Source organism: Actinomyces sp. S4-C9 (genome assembly GCF_000758775.1).
Classification (GTDB): domain Bacteria; phylum Actinomycetota; class Actinomycetes; order Actinomycetales; family Actinomycetaceae; genus Gleimia; species Gleimia europaea.
In genome coordinates this window covers 60,313-81,062 of record NZ_JRMU01000002.1, presented here as the reverse complement: position 1 = coordinate 81,062, position 20,750 = coordinate 60,313, and the positions used below count along the sequence as shown (strand labels likewise).

The window sequence follows — 20,750 nt, the reverse complement described above, 5'->3', positions numbered from 1 at the left end:
TTGTGTCCGAACGGGAGTGTTATCTCGGGAGGGCGAACAGTGGAGAGCATGAATGTGCAATCTGCTGAGGGGCTTTATGCTCCATGTTCTTGATCACAAGAAAACGGTCCAGTTCCTCCAATGGGGAGCCACCGCGCGAAGCTGTTTGAAAAAGCGACACGCCCGAGCGCGGGGACCGGTGAGAAGCTGTTTAAGAGAGGTAAGACGGCATGGCGGGACAAAAGATCCGCATCCGGCTCAAGTCCTATGACCACGAGGTCATTGACAGCTCCGCGCGCAAGATCGTCGACACTGTGCAGCGCGCAGGTGCGACGGTAGTGGGCCCGGTGCCGCTGCCGACCGAGCGTAACGTTTTTACGGTTATTCGGTCGCCCCACAAGTACAAGGACAGCCGCGAGCACTTTGAAATGCGCACTCATAAGCGCTTGATTGACATCATCGACCCGACGCCGAAGGCAGTTGACTCGCTTATGCGACTCGACCTTCCGGCCGACGTAAAAATCGATATTAAACTCTGAGGAAACCTGCAGACATGACTAAAAACACCAAGCAGGCGGTTGCGCCCGTAAAGGCGCTACTTGGCCGCAAGCTCGGCATGACCCAGGCATGGGATAACGACGGTAAGGTCGTTCCCTTGACGGTCGTGCAGGTGGGCACCAACGTCGTTACGCAGGTGCGCACTGAAGAGACTGACGGCTACTCTGCCGCACAGATCGGATTTGGCGAGATCGATTCTCGCCGTATCACCAAGCCTTTGGCTGGTCACTTTGAAAAGGCTGGCGTTAAGCCTGTCCGTCACCTCGTTGAGGTCCGCACTTCTGAAGCTGATTCGTTTGAGGTCGGCCAGGAGCTCACTGCGGACGTTTTCGCTGCTGGAGACAAGGTTGATGTTTCCGGTAACACGAAGGGCAAGGGCTTTGCTGGCACGATGAAGCGTCACGGCTTCGCTGGCGGTCCCGGCGGCCACGGTGCACACAAGATTCACCGTAAGCCGGGCTCTATCGGTGGTGCTTCGACCCCTGGTCGCGTATTTAAGGGCACCCGTATGGCCGGCCGCATGGGCAATGTCCGTCGTACCATCCAGAACCAGACCGTTTTTGCAGTTGATGCTGAAAAGGGTCTGCTGCTCATTCGCGGCGCCATTCCTGGCCCGAAGAACGCGGTTGTTCTGGTTCGCTCCTCTGTGAAGGGTGCGTGAACTATAAATGGCTAAGTTGACTATTGACGTTTTGGGCTTTGAGGGTAAGAAGGTCGACACGATCGAGCTTCCCGCAAAGTACTTTGACGTAGATCTTAATATTCCGCTAATCCACCAGGTTGTTAAGGCTCAGCTGGGTGCGGCTCGCGCTGGAACCCACAAGGTCAAGACCCGCGGCGAGGTCCGCGGCGGTGGTAAGAAGCCTTGGCGTCAGAAGGGCACCGGTCGGGCTCGCCAGGGTTCGATCCGCGCTCCGCAGTGGGTAGGCGGCGGCGTTGTGCACGGCCCGCAGCCGCGCTCGTACGCTGAGCGTACCCCCAAGAAGATGAAGGCTGCAGCTCTTTACAGCGCGCTTTCGGACCGCTTCCGCGGTGGCCGTATGCACGTGATTCTCGGCCTCCTTGAGGGCGATGCCCCGTCCACCAAGACCGCTCGAGTAGCTCTTGACAAGATCGTTGACGGTCGCAAGGCTCTCGTAGTTGTAACGCGTGAGGACGACCTGAACCGTCTTTCGGTTCGTAACCTTCCTAGCGTTCACGTTCTTTGGGCGGATCAGCTCAACACGTACGACGTGATCAACGCGGAAGATGTTGTGTTCACCAAGGACGCTCTTGAAAGCTTCATTGCAGCGAGGGAGGACAACAAGTGAGTCTCGAAAAGTCGAAGAACCCCCGCGACATTATTTTCGCGCCGGTTATCACCGAGAAGTCTTCCGGTCTGATGGATCTTGGAAAGTACACGTTCCTTGTAGATCCGCGCGCGAACAAGACTGAAATCCGCCAGGCAATCGAGGCGATCTTCGATGTGAAGGTAAGCCACGTTGCTACGCAGAACCGACAGGGCAAGCGCTACCGCACTCGCGATGGCATTGGCCGTCGAAACAACACGAAGCGAGCCATCGTTACTGTAAGCGAAGGCACCATTGACATCTTCGGCGATCTCGCCTGAGTCATCGAAGAAGAAGGTTACAAATAATGGCAATCCGTAAGTACAAGCCCACGACTCCTGGTCGTCGTGGCTCGAGCGTGGCGGACTTCGTGGAGATTACCCGGAGCACTCCGGAGAAGTCTCTGGTTCGCCCGCTGACCAAGACCGGCGGTCGTAACAATCAGGGTCGCGTGACGGCTCGTCACCGCGGTGGCGGCCACAAGCGCGCCTACCGTCTGATTGATTTCCGCCGCAACGATAAAGATGGCATTCCGGCTAAGGTCGCTCACATTGAGTACGATCCGAACCGTACTGCTCGTATCGCTCTGCTGCACTACGCCGATGGTGCAAAGCGTTACATTCTAGCTCCTGCAAATCTGAATCAGGGCGACATCGTCGAATCTGGTCCAAGCGCAGATATTAAGCCGGGCAACAACTTGCCGCTGCGTAATATCCCGGTTGGTACCGTGGTTCACGCTGTTGAGCTTTACCCTGGCGGTGGCGCTAAGATCGCACGTTCTGCTGGCACCTCTGTTCAGCTGGTTGCAAAGGAAGGCCGCTTCGCTCAGCTGCGTATGCCTTCTGGCGAAATCCGCAACGTTGAGGTCATGGCCCGCGCAACGGTTGGTTCTGTTGGCAACGCCGAGCAGTCCAACATCAACTGGGGCAAGGCTGGACGTATGCGTTGGAAGGGACGCCGTCCGCACGTTCGTGGTGTTGCTATGAACCCGGTCGATCACCCGCATGGTGGTGGTGAGGGTCGCACGTCTGGTGGCCGTCACCCGGTTAGCCCGTGGGGTAAGCCCGAAGTCCGTACCCGTCGTCCGAATAAGCCCAGCGACAAGCTCATTGTGCGCCGTCGCCGGACCGGTAAGAAGCGCTGATAGAGGAGCTGGATTATGCCGCGCAGTCTAAAGAAGGGACCCTTCGTTGACGAGCATCTCCTGAAGAAGGTTGATGAGCAGAACGATAAGGGTACGAAGAACGTTATTAAGACCTGGTCTCGCAGGTCCGTCATTACCCCGGATTTCCTGGGGCACACTGTTGCAGTGCATGACGGCCGTAAGCACGTGCCGGTCTTCGTTACGGAAGCAATGGTTGGTCACAAGTTCGGTGAATTTGCTCCGACCCGCACCTTCCGTAGCCATGACAAGGACGATCGCAAGGCACGCAGGCGCTAAGCCTGGTCTTGTAGCTAGAAGTGAGGCAGGTTTTAATGGAAGCCAAGGCGCAGGCGCGCTACGTACGCGTCACGCCCCTCAAGGCACGTCGCGTTGTGAATGAAATCCGCAACAAGAATGCCTTGGAGGCAGCGGACAATCTGCGGTTCGCTCCGCAGGCTGTCGCAAAAGATATCCGCAAGATTCTGATGAGTGCTATAGCCAACGCGAAAGTGAAGGCTGAAAACGCTGGTGAGCGTTTCAAGGAAGAGGATCTTTACGTAGTTGAGGCTTACGTAAACGAGGGTCCAACCATGAAGCGTTTCCGCCCGCGTGCGCAGGGTCGTGCAGCTCAGATTTTGAAGCGCACGAGCCACATCACCTTGGTGGTTGGTACGAAGGACGACAAAGGGAAGGAAGGCCGGTAATGGGTCAGAAGGTTAACCCCACCGGATTTAGGCTTGGTATTACCACCGAGCACCGCTCCCGCTGGTTCGCTGACTCCACCACGGAAGGCCAGCGTTACAGCGACTACGTGATTGAAGACGTGAAGATTCGCGAATTCCTGAACGAGCACTTGGAGCGCGCTGGCGTGTCGAAGGTCGTTATTGAGCGCACTACCGATCGCGTTCGCGTTGACCTACATACTGCTCGCCCCGGCATTGTTATTGGCCGTCGCGGTGCAGAGGCTGACCGTCTTCGCCAGCAGCTGGAGAAGCTGACGGGCAAGCAGGTTCAGCTGAACATTCTTGAAGTTAAGAACCCTGAGCTTGATTCGAAGCTCGTTGCGCAGGGCATCGCGGAGCAGCTTGCTGCTCGCGTGTCGTTCCGTCGCGCAATGCGCAAGGGCATTCAGTCCGCTATGCGCGGTGGCGCCGAGGGCATTCGTGTCCAGGTGTCGGGCCGCCTTGGTGGCGCTGAAATGTCTCGTACCGAGTTCTACCGTGAAGGTCGTGTGCCGCTGCACACCCTGCGTGCCTACATCGATTACGGCTTCTACGAGGCTCGTACGACGTTCGGCCGCATTGGTGTGAAGGTTTGGATTTACAAGGGCAACGTGACCGAGCGCGAGTACCAGCAGCAGCTTATGGAGGCTGGTAACCGCGGTGGCGCCCGTCGTGGTGGCCGCGGCCGTCGTGGCGCGCGTCGTGGTGGCGATCAGCCCAGGAATAAGAGGCCGCAGGAGGCAGCTGAGGAAGCTGCTCCGAAGGCTGAGACATCTGGATCGGAGGCCTAGTCGTGCTTATCCCAAGGCGGACTAAGTACCGCAAACCGCACCGCCCGACCCGTAAGGGTATGGCGAAGGGTGGCACTGAGATTGCGTTCGGTGATTACGGCATTCAGGCTCTTGAGCCCGCCTACATCACGAACCGTCAGATTGAGGCCGCTCGTATTGCAATGACCCGTTACATTAAGCGTGGCGGTAAGGTCTGGATCAATATTTTCCCGGACCACGCGCTCACGAAGAAGCCTGCTGAAACCCGTATGGGTTCCGGTAAGGGCGCTCCGGAGTTCTGGATCGCTAACGTGAAGCCGGGTCGTGTCATGTTTGAGCTTGCTGGTGTTGACGAGCACGTAGCTCGTGAAGCTATGCGTCGCGCGCAGCACAAGCTCCCGATTAAGACCAAGTTCGTGGTCCGTGAGGGTGGTGACGCATAATGGCAGACAAGAAGGGTCTAACGACGGCTGAGCTCGACGAGATGGATAACGCCCAGCTTGCGAGCGAGCTTGAGAAGGCTAAGGCAGAGCTGTTTAACCTGCGTTTCTCCAAGGCTCTCGGACAGGTTGAGGATCACGGCCGCTTTAAGGCTGTTCGCCGTGACATCGCCCGTATTTACACTGTGGCGCGTGAGCGTGAGCTCGGTATTCGCACCGCACCGAATAGCGAGGAGTGAGTTAAGTGAGCGAAACGCCTGTAGTTCGTAACCACCGTAAGGTTCGCCGCGGTTACGTCGTATCCGACAAGATGGATAGGACGGTCGTGGTAGAGCTCGAGGATCGCACCAAGCACCCTCTGTACGGCAAGGTTGTTACCCGTACCAAGAAGGTTAAGGCGCACGACGAGACCAATGAGGTCCGTGTTGGCGACTTGGTTCGCATCATGGAGACTCGTCCGCTCTCCAAGACGAAGCGCTGGCGCGTAGTCGAGGTAATCGAGCGAGCCAAGTAGCTTCTACTTGCAACCTTTCAGAATGTAGCCATCCGAATGGGTGGCTACATTCTTTATTTATGATGTGGGTGAGCAAAGGCACAGGGTTTTTCTTCCGCCCTCTCTTTGGTTTGAGTGGGGAAGTAGCGTAAGCTGTTGGGGTTGCAGTCTTTGCAGCAGTGGCAGTGTGCGCATTTTTCCAAACGTGCGCGTATAGCACTGAGTGGCTTAACCCACCACGCCCACGTTGTAAGACCCAGCCTGCTTTGTTTCAGAGACCTAGCACCGAAGGTTTCCTGGTGTGCTCGAGTCTGAAGTGAAGAGGTAACATAGCGCGAGTTTTCGCGCACAAGTCCGTATACGTTCGGCCAGGCTCAAGCGCATTTTTGTGCGTGTATGAGAACCAGCTCGACGACAGGAGTACAACGAATGATCCAGCAGGAGTCGCGACTAAAGGTTGCCGACAACACGGGAGCTAAGGAAATCCTGTGCATCCGTGTCCTCGGTGGCTCGGGTCGGCGCTATGCGGGTGTTGGCGATACCATCGTCGCATCCGTGAAAGACGCTATCCCCGGCGGCAACGTGAAGAAGGGTGAAATCGTCAAGGCAGTTGTTGTGCGTACCCGCAAGGAACGCCGCCGCCCAGACGGTTCTTACATCCGCTTCGATGAAAACGCAGCTGTCATCCTTAAGAGTGATGGCGAACCGCGTGGTACCCGTATCTTTGGCCCCGTAGGCCGTGAGCTTCGTGACAAGAAGTTCATGAAGATCGTGTCACTCGCACCGGAGGTGCTCTGATGGCAGCAAAAATTAAGAAGGGTGACCTGGTAGAGGTCATCTCTGGTCGCTCGAGCGATCAGAAGAAGATTGATGAGCGCAACAAGCGCCGCGAGGCCGAGGGGCTTGCTCCTCTAGCGCCTGGCGATAAGGGCAAGCAGGGACGCGTTATTAAGGTGTTCCCAGCCGAGCAGAAGGTCCTCGTTGAGGGCATCAACGTGAAGACCCGCCACACGCGCCAGGGCATGTCTGCCCAGGGCGCTACCACTGGCGGCATTGAGCACATTGAGGCTCCGATCCACATTTCCAAGGTGGCTCTTGTGGATCCGGATACGAAGAAGCGTGTTCGTGTTGGCTTCCGCGTTGAGCGCGACGAGAACGGCAAGCGTATTAACCGCAACCCGATTCGCGTGGTTCGTGGTGGTACCAAGCGCGGCCTCGAACCTGGAAAGGAAATCGGAGCATGACCCCTCGCTTGAAGCAAAAGTACATTGATGAGGTCCGCCCGAAGTTGGAGAAGGACTTCGCGCACGCTAACACCATGGAGGTAGGTGGCCTGGTTAAGGTCGTCGTGAACATGGGTGTTGGAGATGCGGCTCGTGACTCGAAGGCTATCGAGGGTGCGATTCGCGACTTGACCGTTATCACCGGCCAGAAGCCGGCTGTTACCAAGGCTCGTAAGTCGATCGCGCAGTTTAAGCTGCGTGAGGGTCAGCCTATTGGCACGCACGTCACGATGCGTGGTGACCGCATGTGGGAGTTCATGGATCGCCTGATCTCTCTTGCGCTTCCGCGTATTCGCGACTTCCGTGGTCTAAGCCCGAAGCAGTTCGACGGTAACGGCAACTACACGTTCGGCCTGACGGAACAGTCCGTATTCCACGAGATTGATGTGGACAACATTGATCGCGTTCGTGGCATGGACATCACGATCGTCACGTCAGCCAAAACCGACGATGAGGGTCGTGCGCTTCTGCGCGGCCTGGGCTTCCCGCTCAAGGAGAACTGACAAATGGCGAAGACGTCTTTGAAAGTAAAGGCCGCCCGCAAGCCCAAGTTTGCGGTTCGTGCTTACACGCGTTGCAACCGTTGCGGTCGTCCGCACTCGGTGTACCGCAAGTTCGGATTGTGCCGTGTCTGCCTGCGTGAACTCGCTCTTAACGGCGAGCTTCCGGGTGTGACTAAGAGCAGCTGGTAACGACTACATCGCAGGTCCAATCCTGATAAGCAGTTTTGGAAACCGCGTTGAGGAAGGGGAGAAACCCCGATGACAATGACTGATCCCATCGCAGACATGCTCACGCGTCTGCGTAATGCGAGCTCGGCACAGCATGAGTCGGTGTCGATGCCGCATTCTAAGCTCAAAGCAGCTATTGCTGAGATCCTTGTTAGGGAAGGCTACATTGCCGCTAGCAAGGTAGAGGACGCCCGCGTTGGTAAAACTCTGACGCTTGACCTCAAGTATGGTGCTAACCACGAGCGCGCTATCACTGGCGTAAAGCGCGTCTCTAAGCCTGGTTTGCGCGTTTATGCAAAGTCCACCAACCTGCCGCGTGTTCGTGGCGGTCTTGGCGTTGCGATTCTTTCGACTTCGTCCGGCCTGCTCACTGACCGCGAGGCATACAACAGGGGAGTAGGTGGGGAAGTCCTCGCCTACATCTGGTAAGGAGAACTATTCATGTCACGTATTGGCAAGACTCCGATCCCGATCCCCGCTGGTGTTGACGTTACGATTTCGGATCGCGAAGTTAAGGTTAAGGGCCCGAAGGGCGAACTTAGCTACGTCGTGAAGGGCCCGGTTGCCGCGGTTATCGAAGATAACGAGGTTAAGGTCTCTCGCGATAGTGACGATCGTGAAGCTCGTGCAATGCACGGTCTTACGCGTTCATTGATTGAGAACATGGTTGTTGGTGTAACCCAGGGTTACTCCAAGGAACTTGAGATTGTGGGCACGGGTTACCGTGTTGCCGCGAAGGGCAAGGGCCTTGAGTTCCAGCTTGGCTTCTCCCACCCGGTAGTCGTTGAGGCTCCGGAAGGGATCGAGTTCAAGGTTGAGAACCAGACCAAGTTCTCTGTTTCCGGTATCGACAAGCAGCTGGTTGGTGAAACCGCTGCGAAGATCCGCAAGATTCGCGCTCCCGAGCCTTACAAGGGCAAGGGCGTTCGCTACGCCGGCGAGCAGGTACGTCGCAAGGTTGGAAAGGCTGGTAAGTAATGGCTTACACGGTTAAAGGCAAGGGCAAATTCATTGCCCGCAAGCGTCGTCACCAGCGTGTTCGTAAGAACGTTAACGGTACTGCGGAGCGTCCTCGTCTGGTAGTGACCCGCTCTAACCGCCACATGGTTGCGCAGGTTGTGAACGACCAGGTTGGTCACACGCTCGTATCCGCTTCCACTTTGGAAAAGGATTTTGATGGCAAGGGCACGAAGGTTGAGAAGGCTCGCCGTGTTGGCGAACTGATCGCTCAGCGTGCTAAGGATGCCGGTATCACCGCTGTGGTTTTTGACCGCGGTGGCAACAAGTACCACGGCCGTGTCGCCGCTGTAGCAGAGGGTGCCCGCGAGGGCGGCCTGACGCTGTAAGAAGCGACGAAAGGAAGAGAACACACTGATGGCTAAAAATCAGGAAAACTCTGAGGGACGCGACGAGCAGCGTCGCGAGCGCCGCTCAGGTCGCGATCAGCGCCGTGACAACAACCGGCGTGACGACAAGAACCAGTACATTGAGCGTGTAGTTACCATTAACCGCGTCTCTAAGGTGGTTAAGGGTGGTCGTCGTTTCAGCTTCACGGCTCTTGTAGTCGTTGGAGATGGCGAAGGCACCGTCGGCGTTGGCTACGGCAAGGCTAAGGAAGTTCCTCAGGCTATTGCAAAGGGCGTTGAAGAGGCTAAGAAGAACTTCTTCCGCGTTCCGATGATCCGTCGCACGATCACGCACAAGGTGCAGGGCGAGGACGCTGCGGGCGTTGTTATGCTACGTCCCGCAAACCCCGGTACTGGTGTTATCGCCGGTGGCCCGGTTCGTGCAGTGCTTGAGTGCGCGGGTATCCACGACGTTCTGTCGAAGTCGCTTGGCTCGCAGAACGCAATCAACATTGTTCGCGCTACGGTTGCAGCGCTGAAGGAACTTGAGGTTCCCGAGGCTGTTGCTGCGCGTCGCGGACTTCCGCTGGAGCGCGTAGTTCCAGCTTCCATGCTTCGCGCTCGCGCGGAGGGTGAAGCTGAGCGTCGCGCTGCTGCTGAGAAGGCCGAGAACGATAAGGCTGCGGCAGGGGTGAGCAACTAGTGGCTAAGAATCTGAAGATTACTCGCGTTCGCGGCGATGTTGGTCGTCCCGAGCGTCAGCGCGCCACGATGCGTGCTCTTGGTCTGCGTAAGATCAACCAGTCGGTTGTTCTGCCGGACAACAAGTCCAACCGCGGTATGGTTCGCGCCGTCCGCCACATGGTCGAGGTAGAGGAGGTCGACTGACCATGAGTGAAGAATACTCGATCACGCGCCTCCACGACCTTAAGCCGGCACCCGGTTCCAACAAGCGCAAGATGCGCGTTGGCCGCGGTGAAGGTTCGAAGGGTAAGACCGCTGGTCGTGGTACCAAGGGCACGAAGGCTCGTTACCAGGTTCCCGCTGGTTTCGAAGGCGGCCAGATGCCTATGCACATGCGCCTTCCGAAGCTACGTGGCTTCAAGAACCCGTTCCGCGTCGAGTACCAGGTTGTTAACCTGGAAAAGATTGAGGCCCTGTTCCCCAAGGGTGGCGACGTCACCGTTGAGGATCTTGTAGCCAAGGGCGCTGTTCGCGGTGGCGAACTAGTGAAGGTTCTGGGCCAGGGCGAGCTCACCCAGAAGTTCAACATCACGGTTGATAAGTGGTCGGCATCTGCTGAAGCTAAGATCACTGCTGCCGGCGGATCCATTTCCGCTCGCTAATGTCAGCTGTCTGAGATGAGGTGCGGCCCGATCAGTATGGTCGGGCCGCACTTTTACCGTTTGCTTAATCTGGTTTCAGACCTAGCATAATGATGCGCTAGTCTAAGATCGATTACGCTTGAATTGATTTGTTTATCCCAGGAGGACGCTTGCTCTCCGCATTTGCACAGGCATTCCGAACACCTGATCTTCGGAACAAAATGCTGTTCACGCTGATGGTCATGGCATTGTTCAGGCTGGGCTCATTCATTCCTACACCGGGTGTTTCAACTCCGAATGTTCAGGTTTGTTTGGCACAGCAAGATCAAACCTCGCTTCTTGATCTGGTGAACCTATTCTCCGGTGGCGCGCTCCTACAGCTGTCGGTTTTTGCGCTCGGCATCATGCCGTACATTACGGCGTCGATTATCGTTCAGCTTCTTCGCGTGGTAATTCCTCGTTTTGATGATCTTCATAAGGAAGGACAGCAGGGGCGTTCTAAGCTCACGCAGTACACGCGTTACCTGACGATTTTCTTGGGTGTCCTCCAGTCTTCGACCATCATTTCGCTGGCGATGTCGGGCCGTCTGTTCCCAGGCTGCTCCGTGCCATTGATCCCAAATCAGGGTCCGGTCACGTTCCTTCTGATGGTCATTGTTATGACCGCTGGAACTGGCGTCATCATGTGGCTCGGTGAGCTCATTACGGAGCGCGGTATTGGTAACGGCATGTCGCTCCTTATTTTCACGTCGATCACGGCAACCCTGCCTGCTCGCCTCATGTCTATCGGTCGTGGTGGCGGATGGGGCAAGGTCTTTTGGATCGTGGCTCTCATTCTTGCGATCACCCTGGCAGTGGTTTATGTGGAGCAAGCGCAGCGTCGTATTCCAGTTCAGTACGCGAAGCGCATGGTTGGACGCCGCTTGATGGGTGGTTCCGCCACTTACATTCCGTTGAAGATCAATATGTCGGGCGTTATCCCCGTCATCTTCTCCACGTCTATTCTTGCTCTGCCTCCGATGATTGCTAACTTCGGTGAGCCAACTGCGGATTGGGTCCTGTGGATTCAGCGTAACTTCTTGTCCACTAGCGCCATGTACATGCTGGTGAACGCGATCTTGATTATTTTCTTCGCGTTCTTCTACACGTCAATCACGTTCAATCCGGAAGAGACCGCGGACAACATGAAGCGCTACGGCGGCTTTATCCCCGGTATTCGCGCGGGTCGTCCAACGGCTGATTACCTGCGTTACGTGATGAGCCGTATTACGTCGGCGGGCGCTATCTACCTCGCAATCATCGCGTTGCTCCCAACTCTTGCGATCATTCCTTTGAAGCTTGAGGCTGGCCAGCTACCGTTTGGCGGAACAACGCTTCTGATTGTCGTTGGTGTTGGTTTGCAGACGGTTAAGGAAATTAACTCGCAGCTGCAAAAGCACCACTACGAAGGGTTCCTCCAGTGATAACTCCAGATGGGGCAAATGCAGGCCCCGCGATTTTGATTCTTGGTGCACCGGGTGCGGGGAAGGGCACGCAGGCTAAGCGCATTGCCGAGGCTTTGCAGATCCCCGCAATTTCTACCGGCGCGATTTTCCGCCAGAACATGAAGGACCGCACTGAGCTTGGTCAAAAAGCGCAGTCTTACATGGATGCGGGCGAGTTTGTTCCCGATTCGGTTACCAACCCGATGGTGGAGGCCCGCTTGTCGGCGCCAGACGTTGCAGGTGGGTACTTGCTTGATGGTTACCCCCGCACGGTTGAGCAGGCCTTTTACCTGCGTGACGCGCTTGCCGCCACGGGACGCGATTGGGATCTGGTTCTTGAAATCGCGGTTGAACTCGATGAGGTCGTTGACCGTTTGCTAAAGCGGGCCGAGATCGAGGGCCGCGCTGATGATACTGAGCCGGTTATCCGTCGCCGCCTTGAGGTGTATAAGGATCAGACGGAACCGATGGTTACCTACTACGCGGACCAGGACAAACTGGTGCAAGTGGATGGTGTTGGCACGGTTGATGAGGTGTGGGAACGCATCCGCAAGGTGCTCATCGAGCACGGCTTGCTAGAAAAGTAGTTTGATGATGGTGAACCCGCTGAGATTTCAGCGGGTTCACCGCTTTTGTACGTGTTGAGGTTTATATGTCTCGAATTGAGCTGAAGTCCGATAAGCAGATTTTGTGGATGCGTGAGGCCGGACTGGTTGTAGCAGATATTCACAAGGCGCTACGTGAGGCGGCCGTGCCGGGCGTGACGTTGCTAGAGCTGGACGAAGTTTCGGCAAGCGTGATCGCAAAGAACGGGGCGAAGTCAAACTTCCTTGGCTACGGAGGTTTCCCGGCAACGGTTTGCATTTCGGTGAATGACACGGTGGTGCATGGCATCCCGGATATGACGCGGCTGGAGCGTGGTGACCTCGTCTCTTTTGACTGCGGGGCTTATGTGGAGCGCGAAGGCAGGCAGTGGCATGGTGACGCGGCTTTCACGATGATTGTGGGCGGCGATGAGGCCGGTTCGGATGAGGCTCGTCGGTTGAACTCGGTGACGGAAGAATCGATATGGGCAGCCCTTGCCGCGGTTGCGAAGGGGAAGCGAATCTACGATATTGGCGACGCGGTTGAAGAAGTGGTGGAGAAGCGTCGCGACGGCAACTGGGAGGCCGGAATCATCGAGGAGTACACGGGGCATGGTATCGGCACCGCAATGCATCAAGCGCCAGAGGTATTGAATTACCGTCCACGCGGCCTGTCACCACGAATCAAGCCGGGCATGGTTTTGGCGGTAGAGCCAATGCTGACCGACGGAAGTATCGAAACGTTCGTGCTTGAGGATGACTGGACGGTTAAGACTTCGGATGGAAGCTTAGCCTCGCATTGGGAGCACACTATCGCGCGTACAAGCCAGGGCGTTTGGGTGCTAACTTCTCCAGATGGCGGCGCAGCCGGTTTGGCGCCGTACGGGGTGAAACCCACGCCGCTCGGCGCGTGAGTAATTTAACAAGCTCTGGGCCTTTTCAGGCCATCAAATATCCTATAAACTCGATGGCTGGGCCATAATCTGTACCCGAAATTCGGTGTGCATAGGCTCGCCCTCAGTTTTTGGGGGTTTCCAAACGACCTGTAGGGGATAGACGGAGGATATGGCGAAAAAAGACGGCGTCATTGAGATGGAAGGAACCGTCGTGGAGGCTCTGCCTAACGCGATGTTTCGAGTTGAGCTTGGTAACGGGCATCTAGTTCTGGCACATATTTCCGGAAAGATGCGCCAACACTACATTCGTATTCTTCCGGAGGACCGCGTCGTCGTCGAGCTTAGCCCGTACGACCTGTCGCGCGGACGCATCGTTTACCGCTACAAGTAAAACCGACACTAAGCCGATTTTCGGTGGAGGTAGAACCATGAAGGTACAGCCGAGTGTCAAGAAGATCTGTGACAACTGCAAGGTGATTCGTCGCCACGGCAAGGTTATGGTCATCTGTGACAATCCGCGACACAAGCAGCGCCAGGGCCGCTAAGCCCAAAGCTGTTTTATAAATCAATAAGCATTTCATCGGCCGCTCCGGGGTATTTTCCCGGGTGCGAGACCCTCGGTTGAGGAGGCCGGGGCTGGGGATTAGAACCTAGATGATGAAGTGACCACCTCCTACTTCACCATTGGAGTGAAAACATGGCACGTATTGCCGGCGTAGACCTCCCCCGCGAGAAGCGGTTGGAAGTTGCGCTTACTTACATTTACGGCGTTGGCCGCACGCGCGCTAAGGAAGCCTTGGCCGCGACCGGTGTTTCACCGGATCTGCGCACAAAGGACGCCACTGAAGAGGATCTCGTAAAGCTCCGTGAGTACATCGAGGGCAACTACAAGGTGGAAGGTGACCTGCGCCGTGAGGTTCAGGCTGATATCCGCCGCAAGATTGAGATTGGTTCCTACCAGGGTCTGCGCCACCGTCGTGGCTTGCCGGTCCGTGGTCAGCGCACCAAGACGAACGCTCGTACCCGTAAGGGCCCGAAGCGCACTGTTGCCGGAAAGAAGAAGGCCTAACCCGCTGGGTTGGCTGTTACTCGCAGGAGAATAAGTTATGGCTACTACTAAGCGTTCATCGGTGGCTCGTAAGGGCAAGCGCAAGACTCGTCAGAATGTGCCCCACGGCCACGCGTACATTAAGTCGACGTTCAATAACACGATCGTGTCGATCACAGACCCAACCGGTGCTGTCCTTTCTTGGGCTTCCTCCGGCCAGGTCGGTTTTAAGGGCTCGCGTAAGTCCACCCCGTTTGCTGCTCAGCTTGCTGCGGAGTCCGCAGCTCGCCGCGCCCAGGAGCACGGTGTGAAGAAGGTTGACGTTTTCGTTAAGGGTCCGGGTTCCGGCCGTGAGACTGCTATTCGTTCGCTTCAGGCAACGGGTATTGAGGTTGGCTCCATTCAGGATGTCACCCCGCAGCCGCACAATGGTGCACGCCCACCGAAGCGTCGCCGCGTCTGAGCGTTTCATCGAGACCTTTGAGTCTCCACGTCGATGTTGATTAGCCTCCCGGTTATTCAACGCCAAACCTGTTCCAGCAAGTGCTGGTAACACCGCTCAATGTCATATGGCGGATGTTGAGCAGAAAGGATCACAGACGTGCTCATTGCACAGCGACCCACTCTGACAGAAGAGAAGGTTAGCGACTACCGCTCGCGTTTTACACTGGAGCCCCTAGAGCCGGGGTTTGGATACACGCTGGGTAACTCCTTGCGTCGTACCTTGCTGTCCTCCATTCCGGGGGCGGCTGTGACGTCTATCCGCATTGATGGCGTTCAGCACGAGTTTTCGACCGTGCCGGGCGTTAAGGAAGATGTCGCCGAGATTATCCTGAACATCAAGGAGATCGTTCTCTCGTCTGAGAATGATGAGCCTGTTGTCATGTACCTTCGTAAGGATGAGGCCGGTGAGGTAACGGCGGGAGATATTACGCTTCCTGCCGGGGTTGAGGTTCACAACCCGGATCTTCACATTGCCACGCTTTCTGAGAAGGGCAAGCTGGAGATCGAGCTGACCGTGGAGCGTGGCCGTGGCTACGTTTCCGCCGCTCAGAATAAGAGCGCGGATGCAGAGATTTCTCGCATCCCGGTTGATTCGATTTACAGTCCCGTTTTGCGGGTTACCTACAAGGTTGAAGCTACTCGTGTTGAGCAGCGTACGGACTTTGACCGTCTCGTCGTTGATGTCGAGACTAAGGCGGCTATTTCGCCGCGTGATGCTCTTGCTTCGGCTGGCAAGACGCTTGTTGAGCTGTTTGGTCTAGCTCGCGAGCTGAATACTGAGGCTGAGGGCATTGAGATTGGTCCGTCCGCTACGGATGAGACGCTTGCGCAGGATCTGGCTCTTCCGATTGAAGAGCTTGGGCTGCAGTCCCGTTCTTACAACGCCTTGCGTCGCCGCGGTATTTTGACCGTTGGCGAGCTGGTTGCTCACTCGGAGGCTGACCTTCTGGATATTCGTAACTTTGGTACGAAGTCTATTGAGGAGATCAGGGAGAAGCTTGCTGGTCTTGGCATGACGCTTAAAGACGCAGTAATGCCCGGTGGTTCCACTGATCAGCCTCGCTCTATCCAGTTCAGCGACGAGTAAGCATCGCACAGAAGTTTTATAGGAGAAATCATGCCCAAGCCTACGAAGGGCCCTCGTCTGGGTGGAAGCCCGGCGCACGAAAAAATCATTCTGGCGAACCTCGCCAGGGAACTGTTCATTCACGGACAGATCACGACGACGGCCGCTAAGGCTCGTCGCTTGCAGCCGCTTGCCGAGAAGATGATCACCAAGGCTCGCCGCGGTGACATTCACGCTCGTCGCACGGTTGCTAAGACGATCTCGGATAAGGACGTTTTGTACACGTTGTTTGACGAGATCGCACCGTCGATTGATCCGGAGCGTCAGGGTGGCTACACCCGTATCACGAAGCTCGGCAATCGTCGTGGCGACAACGCTCCGATGGTTCAGATTTCTATCGTGACCGAGAAGGTTGAGAAGAAGGCTGTTATCGCGGAGGCCGACAAGACTGTAGCTATGGCTGCGGCGGCTGAGGACGAGGTCAAGGAGCAGGAGGCCGCCCAGGCTCCTGAATCTGAAGAGGCTGAAGAGGTTGTAGAGGTTGCTGAGGCTGAAGAGGCCGAGGCTGCTGAGGAAACCGAGAAGTAAGTCTGACTGCTTCAAGGAGGGTGCGGATCGTTTGGTCCGCGCCCTCCTTTTGTTTTTGCGCAGGTTGCGGGCCGCTAGGATGGGGAGCATGAGTGAGATTTTGACCCTGGCTGTTGACTGCGGTGGGGGTGGAATTAAGGCGTCGGTGCTGGATGAGAACGGCACGATGATTGCCCCAGCTGTGCGCACGGTCACGCCCTATCCTTTGCCGCCAACGCTACTGGTTGACACGATTGTGGATTTAGCTGCGCATCTGCCGCATGCGGATCGCGTGACGGTGGGTATGCCCGGCATGATTCGCCATGGTGTGGTGATTGCGACGCCGCACTACATTACGAAGGATGGGCCTCGGTCTAAGGTTTTGCCCGAGTTGGTGCAGCTGTGGTCGCGGTTTGACATGCGCAGGAGTTTGGAGGAGCGCCTACAGGTTCCTATGCTCGTGCTGAATGATGCGGAGGTTGCGGGTGCTGGGGCGATTGCGGGCACGGGCCTAGAGATGATCATTACGCTGGGCACCGGTTTGGGAAACGCGGTGTTTGATGCGGGCAGGCTGGCGCCGCATACGGAGATCTCGCAGGGGCCGATCCGCTGGGGTTTGACCTATGACGATTACCTGGGGGAGCATGAGCGGTTGCGGCTTGGTGATGCGCACTGGTCGCGTCGCGTTCGCCGTACGGTAGCTGCGCTGCGTCCAATGTACATGTGGGACCGCTTGTACATTGGTGGAGGCAATGGGGTGCGGATTACGCCTTCTCATCGCGAGCATTTGGGTGATGATGTGGTGATTGTGCCTAATGACGCGGGAATCCGTGGTGGGGTGCGAGCTTGGAACGTTTAGAACAAGGTGAGCCGTCCGCATCTGAGCAGGTCGTAGAGCCCGTGGTTCGTGTCCGTTTAGATCTGGCGTATTTGGGCACGGCGTTCCGCGGTTGGGCGCGTCAGCCGCGTTTGCGTACGGTGCAGGGCGAGGTTGAGGAGGCCTTGGCAACTCTTCTGCGCACGCCGGTGACACTAACGGTGGCGGGGCGTACTGATGCTGGTGTTCATGCGGCGGCTCAGGTGGCGAACTTTGATGTGTCGCAAAGCCGTATCTCGAAGCTCAACCGTGAGGGTGATTTTGAGGCCGGAATGGCGGCCCTCCAGGGACGCTTGAATGGTTTGCTGTCTCGCGGCAGCGAGGTTGCGGGCGCAGATGTGGTGGTGAAATCTGTCCAGGTAGTGTCGGCTGATTTTGACGCCCGGTTTAGTGCGCTTAAACGCCACTATTGCTATCGCATTTCAGATCGGGTGGAGACGAATGATCCTCTCACCGCTGCCACGATGTGGTGGACTGGCTCGCAGTTGGACGTGAGCGCCATGCAGGCGGAAGCAACCTGCCTGCTAGGGGAGCACGATTTCTTGTCATTTTGTAAGCCTCGGGAGGGGGCTACCACTATCCGCACCTTGGAAGAGGTGAGGGTGGAGCGCTCCTCGACGGGAATTGAAGTGCGCTTGTCGGCGGATGCTTTTTGTCATTCTATGGTGAGGTCCGTGGTGGGAGCACTTGTAGAGGTAGGACGCGGGCGGCGTCCGCGCGGGTGGGTTAGGCAGCTGGTGGAACAGTCCAGCAGATCTCATTCGGTGCCGATCGCGCCCGCGCATGGCCTGACGTTGGTTGCGGTGGAGTATCCTGGTAAGGACGAATGGGCGGACCAGCAGAAACGAACGCGCAGGTTGAGGTCGCTTGACTGCTAATAGGTCGACGCCAGCGCGTTTTATGAGTAATACGCCACTAATGGGCGCTGTTCCTTTGACGCTGATCCGCAAGGTCGTTAAGCTGTAAGACGTTGTGCGTCTAGTGTGCGCGGATCAGAACTTCCCACTCACTGGTCTAACGCCCAGACGCAATGACGCGAGCAATACCTGAATGTGAGCGGTTGCAATTATTCGTCATTGAATATTGCGGCGCTCCCGAATTAGAAGAAGAAGGCCACGCCCGTGCGCACCTATATTCCTAAGCCCGGAGACGACGTCAAGAAGTGGTACGTTATCGACGCCACTGACCTCGTCCTCGGCCGTGTGGCAGCTGCGGCTGCCAGGCTACTTCGTGGGAAGCATAAGCCTACTTTCACGCCGAACCTTGATCAGGGTGATTTCGTCATCATTATTAACGCTGACAAGATCGCCGTTACTGGTAACAAGCTGGATCAGAAGTTCGCTTACCGCCACTCCGGTTTCCCGGGTGGTTTGAAGAAGTTTTCTTACCGTGAACTTCTTGCTAAGTACCCTGAGCGTGCTGTTGAGAAGGCTATTCGCGGTATGATCCCGCATAACAAGCTCGGTCGAGCTCAGATGAAGAAGCTCCGTGTCTACGCAGGTCCGGAGCACCCTCATGCGGCTCAAAATCCGATTCCCTACGAGATCACCCAGGTCGCCCAGTAAGCGCCCAGCGCTGTGGACGCCAGTAAGTAAAACTGAGGAGAACTGTGGCTGAGACCACCGATATCGACGTGCTGGAAGAGGAGAACGCCCCCAGCTCGTACACTACTGAAACTGAGACCGAGAAGACTGGCGCTGGCCAGTCGATTACCGCTCCGGGTGTTGGCCTGGGCCGTCGCAAGCGCTCCGTTGCGCGTGTGCGCCTAGTTCCGGGCACTGGCGAGTGGAAGGTCAATGGTCGTTCGTTGGACGACTACTTCCCGAACAAGTTGCATCAGCAGCTGGTTCGCTCACCTTTTGTACTTCTTGACCTTGAGGGTCGTTTTGACGTGATTGCTCGCATTAATGGCGGCGGTACGTCTGGCCAGGCTGGCGCTTTGCGTCTTGGCATTGCCCGCGCGCTGAACGAGATTGACCGTGAGGCTAACCGCCCGGCTTTGAAGAAGGCTGGTTTCTTGACTCGTGACGCTCGTGTCACGGAGCGCAAGAAGGCTGGTCTTAAGAAGGCACGTAAGGCTCCGCAGTACTCCAAGCGTTAATGTTTGGCTGATTGCGTTTTGGAGGCCCGTACCACGTGGTGCGGGCCTCTTTTTTGTGTTTTGCTCATATGATTGTGGGGTAAAAGTTTTTTAGGAGTATCGTTTTTCTTGTTTGTTAGAGGGCGCATGTAGCCCGCGATTGGAGGAATGTTATGCCTCGGATGTTTGGTACTGATGGTGTGCGTGGGCTTGCAAATCGGGATATAACCACGCATTTGGCGTTGGAACTGGGGGAGGCTGCCGCTAGGTATGTGGCGCGTTCTTCTAATGGTTCGGGGTCGCGTCCTCGCGCAATTATTGGCCGCGACACGCGCTTGTCGGGCGAGTTCTTGGATCATGCGCTGGCTGCTGGTTTGGCGGCGGCTGGTATGGATGTGACGCGTATTGGCGTGGCTACTACTCCGATGGTGGCGCATTTGACGGCTACGGAGAACGTTGAGCTGGGTGCGATGATTTCTGCGTCGCATAATCCGATGCCGGATAATGGTATTAAGTTTTTTGCCCACGGCGGTTTTAAGTTGGAGGACCGCGTTGAGGACACGATCGAGCGATTGATTGGCGAACCGTGGGAGCGCCCGGTGGGCGAAGCGGTTGGCGAGATCGAGTTTGATGATTCGCGCGCCTCGTCTTCGTATATTGAGCATCTTGTAGGTGCGGTTGGTACGTCGCTCAGGGGTATGCGCATCGCGGTTGATGCGGCTAACGGTTCGGCATCTTGGTTTGGTCCGGAGGCGCTTCGCGAGGCCGGGGCTGACGTTGTGGTGATTAACGCGTCGCCTGATGGCAGGAATATCAACCATGATTGCGGTTCTACTCATCCGGAGCAGTTGCAGGCGTTCACCGTGGCGTCGAAGGCTGATTTTGGTGTGGCGTATGACGGTGACGCGGATCGTTGTTTGGCAGTTGATGCTGAGGGCAACCTGGTTGATGGTGACAAGATCATGGGCGCGTTGGCGTTGGATCTGCGTAGGCGTGGAAAGTTGTTTGATGACACGCTGGTGATCACGGTGATGTCGAATCTGGGCCTGGTGCTCGCGATGAAGGAGCAGGGCATTAAGACGGTTCAGACGGCTGTGGGTGACCGCTACGTGTTGGAGGAGATGCGAGCGAAGGGGTACACGCTTGGTGGCGAGCAGTCCGGCCACGTGATCGCCTCGCACCATGCAACCACGGGTGATGGTGTGTTGACGTCGTTGTTGATCGCACGCATGTTGAAGGAGACGGATCGTTCGCTGGCGGAGGCTACGGATTTTGTGAAGCGTTTGCCGCAGATTTTGATCAATGTGGGTGGCGTGGATAAGAAGCGCACGGATGACGAGGCAGTTGTGGCTGCGGTGCGTGAGGCTGAGGAGCGACTGGGCGAGACCGGTCGTGTGGTGCTGCGTCCGTCGGGCACGGAGCCTTTGGTGCGCGTCATGGTTGAGGCAGCAACCCAGGAGCAGGCTGATCACGAGGCCGGCCTAATCGCCGACGTGGTGAAGGAACGCTTGTCGCTCTAGAACTA

At 56.7% G+C, this 20,750-nt stretch carries 35 protein-coding genes; all 35 read left to right on the top strand.

Annotated elements, in window-relative coordinates:
- Positions 1-209: 209 nt before the first annotated feature.
- Positions 210-518 carry a 30S ribosomal protein S10 gene (gene rpsJ / locus HMPREF1628_RS01430; RefSeq protein ID WP_016444140.1) on the top strand — a complete coding sequence of 103 codons (309 nt, stop codon included), beginning with the start codon at positions 210-212 and terminating at the stop codon, positions 516-518.
- A gap of 14 nt (positions 519-532) precedes the next feature.
- Positions 533-1,198 (top strand): 50S ribosomal protein L3, encoded by a 666-nt coding sequence (rplC, locus tag HMPREF1628_RS01425; protein ID WP_034506943.1) that lies wholly within the window; start codon positions 533-535, stop codon positions 1,196-1,198.
- A 7-nt stretch (positions 1,199-1,205) separates the two neighbouring features.
- Entirely contained in the window at positions 1,206-1,847 is a 642-nt protein-coding gene (gene rplD / locus HMPREF1628_RS01420; RefSeq protein WP_034506939.1) for a 50S ribosomal protein L4, read from the top strand.
- Complete coding sequence (gene rplW, locus HMPREF1628_RS01415; protein ID WP_016444137.1) at positions 1,844-2,146, top strand: 50S ribosomal protein L23; 303 nt, start codon at positions 1,844-1,846, stop codon at positions 2,144-2,146. Before rplD ends, rplW begins: the two co-directional genes overlap by 4 nt.
- A 26-nt stretch (positions 2,147-2,172) precedes the next feature.
- Positions 2,173-3,009, top strand: a complete 837-nt coding sequence (gene rplB / locus HMPREF1628_RS01410) for a 50S ribosomal protein L2 (protein ID WP_034506936.1) — start codon at positions 2,173-2,175, stop codon at positions 3,007-3,009.
- Between the two features lie 15 nt (positions 3,010-3,024).
- Entirely contained in the window at positions 3,025-3,306 is a 282-nt protein-coding gene (rpsS, locus tag HMPREF1628_RS01405) for a 30S ribosomal protein S19 (RefSeq protein WP_034506934.1), read from the top strand.
- 35 nt (positions 3,307-3,341) lie between these two features.
- Entirely contained in the window at positions 3,342-3,713 is a 372-nt protein-coding gene (gene rplV / locus HMPREF1628_RS01400) for a 50S ribosomal protein L22 (protein WP_034506932.1), read from the top strand.
- Positions 3,713-4,522 (top strand): 30S ribosomal protein S3, encoded by an 810-nt coding sequence (rpsC, locus tag HMPREF1628_RS01395; RefSeq protein WP_034506929.1) that lies wholly within the window; start codon positions 3,713-3,715, stop codon positions 4,520-4,522. Before rplV ends, rpsC begins: the two co-directional genes overlap by 1 nt.
- Before the next feature lie 2 nt (positions 4,523-4,524).
- The gene (rplP, locus tag HMPREF1628_RS01390; RefSeq protein WP_034506926.1) at positions 4,525-4,944 is read left to right on the top strand and encodes a 50S ribosomal protein L16; all 420 of its coding nucleotides are present in this window, start codon (positions 4,525-4,527) and stop codon (positions 4,942-4,944) included.
- Positions 4,944-5,180 (top strand): 50S ribosomal protein L29, encoded by a 237-nt coding sequence (rpmC, locus tag HMPREF1628_RS01385; RefSeq protein WP_016444131.1) that lies wholly within the window; start codon positions 4,944-4,946, stop codon positions 5,178-5,180. Before rplP ends, rpmC begins: the two co-directional genes overlap by 1 nt.
- Before the next feature lie 5 nt (positions 5,181-5,185).
- Complete coding sequence (gene rpsQ / locus HMPREF1628_RS01380; protein WP_034506923.1) at positions 5,186-5,455, top strand: 30S ribosomal protein S17; 270 nt, start codon at positions 5,186-5,188, stop codon at positions 5,453-5,455.
- Positions 5,456-5,863: 408 nt separating this feature from the next.
- Positions 5,864-6,232 (top strand): 50S ribosomal protein L14, encoded by a 369-nt coding sequence (gene rplN / locus HMPREF1628_RS01375; protein WP_016444129.1) that lies wholly within the window; start codon positions 5,864-5,866, stop codon positions 6,230-6,232.
- A complete protein-coding gene (rplX, locus tag HMPREF1628_RS01370) occupies positions 6,232-6,678 on the top strand; it encodes a 50S ribosomal protein L24 (protein WP_034500237.1) in 447 nt (148 codons plus the stop codon). Before rplN ends, rplX begins: the two co-directional genes overlap by 1 nt.
- Positions 6,675-7,220 (top strand): 50S ribosomal protein L5, encoded by a 546-nt coding sequence (rplE, locus tag HMPREF1628_RS01365; RefSeq protein ID WP_034506919.1) that lies wholly within the window; start codon positions 6,675-6,677, stop codon positions 7,218-7,220. The genes rplX and rplE overlap by 4 nt, the downstream gene beginning before the upstream one ends.
- Positions 7,221-7,223: 3 nt before the next feature.
- Positions 7,224-7,409, top strand: a complete 186-nt coding sequence (locus tag HMPREF1628_RS01360) for a type Z 30S ribosomal protein S14 (RefSeq protein WP_016444126.1) — start codon at positions 7,224-7,226, stop codon at positions 7,407-7,409.
- 69 nt (positions 7,410-7,478) lie between these two features.
- Positions 7,479-7,877, top strand: coding sequence for a 30S ribosomal protein S8 (gene rpsH / locus HMPREF1628_RS01355; RefSeq protein WP_034506916.1), 399 nt, complete (start codon positions 7,479-7,481; stop codon positions 7,875-7,877).
- A gap of 12 nt (positions 7,878-7,889) precedes the next feature.
- A complete protein-coding gene (gene rplF, locus HMPREF1628_RS01350) occupies positions 7,890-8,426 on the top strand; it encodes a 50S ribosomal protein L6 (protein WP_034506914.1) in 537 nt (178 codons plus the stop codon).
- A complete protein-coding gene (gene rplR, locus HMPREF1628_RS01345; protein WP_034506912.1) occupies positions 8,426-8,794 on the top strand; it encodes a 50S ribosomal protein L18 in 369 nt (122 codons plus the stop codon). Before rplF ends, rplR begins: the two co-directional genes overlap by 1 nt.
- 28 nt (positions 8,795-8,822) lie before the next feature.
- Complete coding sequence (rpsE, locus tag HMPREF1628_RS01340; protein WP_034506910.1) at positions 8,823-9,497, top strand: 30S ribosomal protein S5; 675 nt, start codon at positions 8,823-8,825, stop codon at positions 9,495-9,497.
- On the top strand, positions 9,497-9,682 hold the full coding sequence (rpmD, locus tag HMPREF1628_RS01335; RefSeq protein ID WP_016444121.1) for a 50S ribosomal protein L30: 186 nt from the start codon (positions 9,497-9,499) through the stop codon (positions 9,680-9,682). The genes rpsE and rpmD overlap by 1 nt, the downstream gene beginning before the upstream one ends.
- Before the next feature lie 2 nt (positions 9,683-9,684).
- Entirely contained in the window at positions 9,685-10,140 is a 456-nt protein-coding gene (rplO, locus tag HMPREF1628_RS01330; RefSeq protein ID WP_034506908.1) for a 50S ribosomal protein L15, read from the top strand.
- 149 nt (positions 10,141-10,289) lie between these two features.
- On the top strand, positions 10,290-11,582 hold the full coding sequence (gene secY, locus HMPREF1628_RS01325) for a preprotein translocase subunit SecY (protein WP_034506906.1): 1,293 nt from the start codon (positions 10,290-10,292) through the stop codon (positions 11,580-11,582).
- Positions 11,579-12,190 carry an adenylate kinase gene (locus tag HMPREF1628_RS01320; RefSeq protein WP_052038747.1) on the top strand — a complete coding sequence of 204 codons (612 nt, stop codon included), beginning with the start codon at positions 11,579-11,581 and terminating at the stop codon, positions 12,188-12,190. The genes secY and HMPREF1628_RS01320 overlap by 4 nt, the downstream gene beginning before the upstream one ends.
- 65 nt (positions 12,191-12,255) lie before the next feature.
- Positions 12,256-13,101, top strand: a complete 846-nt coding sequence (gene map, locus HMPREF1628_RS01315) for a type I methionyl aminopeptidase (protein ID WP_034506903.1) — start codon at positions 12,256-12,258, stop codon at positions 13,099-13,101.
- A 151-nt stretch (positions 13,102-13,252) separates the two neighbouring features.
- Positions 13,253-13,474: a translation initiation factor IF-1 gene (gene infA / locus HMPREF1628_RS01310; RefSeq protein ID WP_016444116.1), complete on the top strand. Its 222-nt coding sequence runs from the start codon at positions 13,253-13,255 to the stop codon at positions 13,472-13,474.
- Positions 13,475-13,511: 37 nt separating this feature from the next.
- Positions 13,512-13,628, top strand: coding sequence for a 50S ribosomal protein L36 (rpmJ, locus tag HMPREF1628_RS01305; RefSeq protein ID WP_016444115.1), 117 nt, complete (start codon positions 13,512-13,514; stop codon positions 13,626-13,628).
- Between the two features lie 152 nt (positions 13,629-13,780).
- Positions 13,781-14,152: a 30S ribosomal protein S13 gene (rpsM, locus tag HMPREF1628_RS01300; protein ID WP_016444114.1), complete on the top strand. Its 372-nt coding sequence runs from the start codon at positions 13,781-13,783 to the stop codon at positions 14,150-14,152.
- A gap of 37 nt (positions 14,153-14,189) precedes the next feature.
- Complete coding sequence (rpsK, locus tag HMPREF1628_RS01295) at positions 14,190-14,594, top strand: 30S ribosomal protein S11 (RefSeq protein ID WP_034506900.1); 405 nt, start codon at positions 14,190-14,192, stop codon at positions 14,592-14,594.
- Between the two features lie 138 nt (positions 14,595-14,732).
- Positions 14,733-15,722, top strand: a complete 990-nt coding sequence (locus HMPREF1628_RS01290) for a DNA-directed RNA polymerase subunit alpha (RefSeq protein WP_034506897.1) — start codon at positions 14,733-14,735, stop codon at positions 15,720-15,722.
- Positions 15,723-15,752: 30 nt separating this feature from the next.
- A complete protein-coding gene (gene rplQ / locus HMPREF1628_RS01285) occupies positions 15,753-16,289 on the top strand; it encodes a 50S ribosomal protein L17 (protein ID WP_034506894.1) in 537 nt (178 codons plus the stop codon).
- 88 nt (positions 16,290-16,377) lie between these two features.
- The gene (locus HMPREF1628_RS01280; RefSeq protein ID WP_034506891.1) at positions 16,378-17,127 is read left to right on the top strand and encodes an ROK family protein; all 750 of its coding nucleotides are present in this window, start codon (positions 16,378-16,380) and stop codon (positions 17,125-17,127) included.
- On the top strand, positions 17,115-18,023 hold the full coding sequence (truA, locus tag HMPREF1628_RS01275) for a tRNA pseudouridine(38-40) synthase TruA (protein WP_084703144.1): 909 nt from the start codon (positions 17,115-17,117) through the stop codon (positions 18,021-18,023). The genes HMPREF1628_RS01280 and truA overlap by 13 nt, the downstream gene beginning before the upstream one ends.
- A gap of 243 nt (positions 18,024-18,266) precedes the next feature.
- Positions 18,267-18,710, top strand: coding sequence for a 50S ribosomal protein L13 (gene rplM, locus HMPREF1628_RS01270; RefSeq protein ID WP_034506889.1), 444 nt, complete (start codon positions 18,267-18,269; stop codon positions 18,708-18,710).
- Positions 18,711-18,754: 44 nt separating this feature from the next.
- Positions 18,755-19,246, top strand: coding sequence for a 30S ribosomal protein S9 (gene rpsI / locus HMPREF1628_RS01265; protein WP_016444107.1), 492 nt, complete (start codon positions 18,755-18,757; stop codon positions 19,244-19,246).
- A 152-nt stretch (positions 19,247-19,398) separates the two neighbouring features.
- Entirely contained in the window at positions 19,399-20,745 is a 1,347-nt protein-coding gene (gene glmM, locus HMPREF1628_RS01260) for a phosphoglucosamine mutase (RefSeq protein ID WP_034506886.1), read from the top strand.
- Positions 20,746-20,750: the final 5 nt, after the last annotated feature.

Bases quoted from the DNA above. Each gene is read 5' to 3' on its own strand.
- rpsJ (WP_016444140.1), top strand. From the start codon at position 210: ATGGCGGGACAAAAGATCCGCATCCGGCTCAAGTCCTATGACCACGAG.
- rplC (WP_034506943.1), top strand. From the start codon at position 533: ATGACTAAAAACACCAAGCAGGCGGTTGCGCCCGTAAAGGCGCTACTT.
- rplD (WP_034506939.1), top strand. From the start codon at position 1,206: ATGGCTAAGTTGACTATTGACGTTTTGGGCTTTGAGGGTAAGAAGGTC.
- rplB (WP_034506936.1), top strand. From the start codon at position 2,173: ATGGCAATCCGTAAGTACAAGCCCACGACTCCTGGTCGTCGTGGCTCG.
- rpsS (WP_034506934.1), top strand. From the start codon at position 3,025: ATGCCGCGCAGTCTAAAGAAGGGACCCTTCGTTGACGAGCATCTCCTG.
- rplV (WP_034506932.1), top strand. From the start codon at position 3,342: ATGGAAGCCAAGGCGCAGGCGCGCTACGTACGCGTCACGCCCCTCAAG.
- rpsC (WP_034506929.1), top strand. From the start codon at position 3,713: ATGGGTCAGAAGGTTAACCCCACCGGATTTAGGCTTGGTATTACCACC.
- rpmC (WP_016444131.1), top strand. From the start codon at position 4,944: ATGGCAGACAAGAAGGGTCTAACGACGGCTGAGCTCGACGAGATGGAT.
- rplN (WP_016444129.1), top strand. From the start codon at position 5,864: ATGATCCAGCAGGAGTCGCGACTAAAGGTTGCCGACAACACGGGAGCT.
- rplX (WP_034500237.1), top strand. From the start codon at position 6,232: ATGGCAGCAAAAATTAAGAAGGGTGACCTGGTAGAGGTCATCTCTGGT.
- rplE (WP_034506919.1), top strand. From the start codon at position 6,675: ATGACCCCTCGCTTGAAGCAAAAGTACATTGATGAGGTCCGCCCGAAG.
- HMPREF1628_RS01360 (WP_016444126.1), top strand. From the start codon at position 7,224: ATGGCGAAGACGTCTTTGAAAGTAAAGGCCGCCCGCAAGCCCAAGTTT.
- rpsH (WP_034506916.1), top strand. From the start codon at position 7,479: ATGACAATGACTGATCCCATCGCAGACATGCTCACGCGTCTGCGTAAT.
- rplF (WP_034506914.1), top strand. From the start codon at position 7,890: ATGTCACGTATTGGCAAGACTCCGATCCCGATCCCCGCTGGTGTTGAC.
- rplR (WP_034506912.1), top strand. From the start codon at position 8,426: ATGGCTTACACGGTTAAAGGCAAGGGCAAATTCATTGCCCGCAAGCGT.
- rpsE (WP_034506910.1), top strand. From the start codon at position 8,823: ATGGCTAAAAATCAGGAAAACTCTGAGGGACGCGACGAGCAGCGTCGC.
- rplO (WP_034506908.1), top strand. From the start codon at position 9,685: ATGAGTGAAGAATACTCGATCACGCGCCTCCACGACCTTAAGCCGGCA.
- map (WP_034506903.1), top strand. From the start codon at position 12,256: ATGTCTCGAATTGAGCTGAAGTCCGATAAGCAGATTTTGTGGATGCGT.
- infA (WP_016444116.1), top strand. From the start codon at position 13,253: ATGGCGAAAAAAGACGGCGTCATTGAGATGGAAGGAACCGTCGTGGAG.
- rpmJ (WP_016444115.1), top strand. From the start codon at position 13,512: ATGAAGGTACAGCCGAGTGTCAAGAAGATCTGTGACAACTGCAAGGTG.
- rpsM (WP_016444114.1), top strand. From the start codon at position 13,781: ATGGCACGTATTGCCGGCGTAGACCTCCCCCGCGAGAAGCGGTTGGAA.
- rpsK (WP_034506900.1), top strand. From the start codon at position 14,190: ATGGCTACTACTAAGCGTTCATCGGTGGCTCGTAAGGGCAAGCGCAAG.
- rplQ (WP_034506894.1), top strand. From the start codon at position 15,753: ATGCCCAAGCCTACGAAGGGCCCTCGTCTGGGTGGAAGCCCGGCGCAC.
- HMPREF1628_RS01280 (WP_034506891.1), top strand. From the start codon at position 16,378: ATGAGTGAGATTTTGACCCTGGCTGTTGACTGCGGTGGGGGTGGAATT.
- glmM (WP_034506886.1), top strand. From the start codon at position 19,399: ATGCCTCGGATGTTTGGTACTGATGGTGTGCGTGGGCTTGCAAATCGG.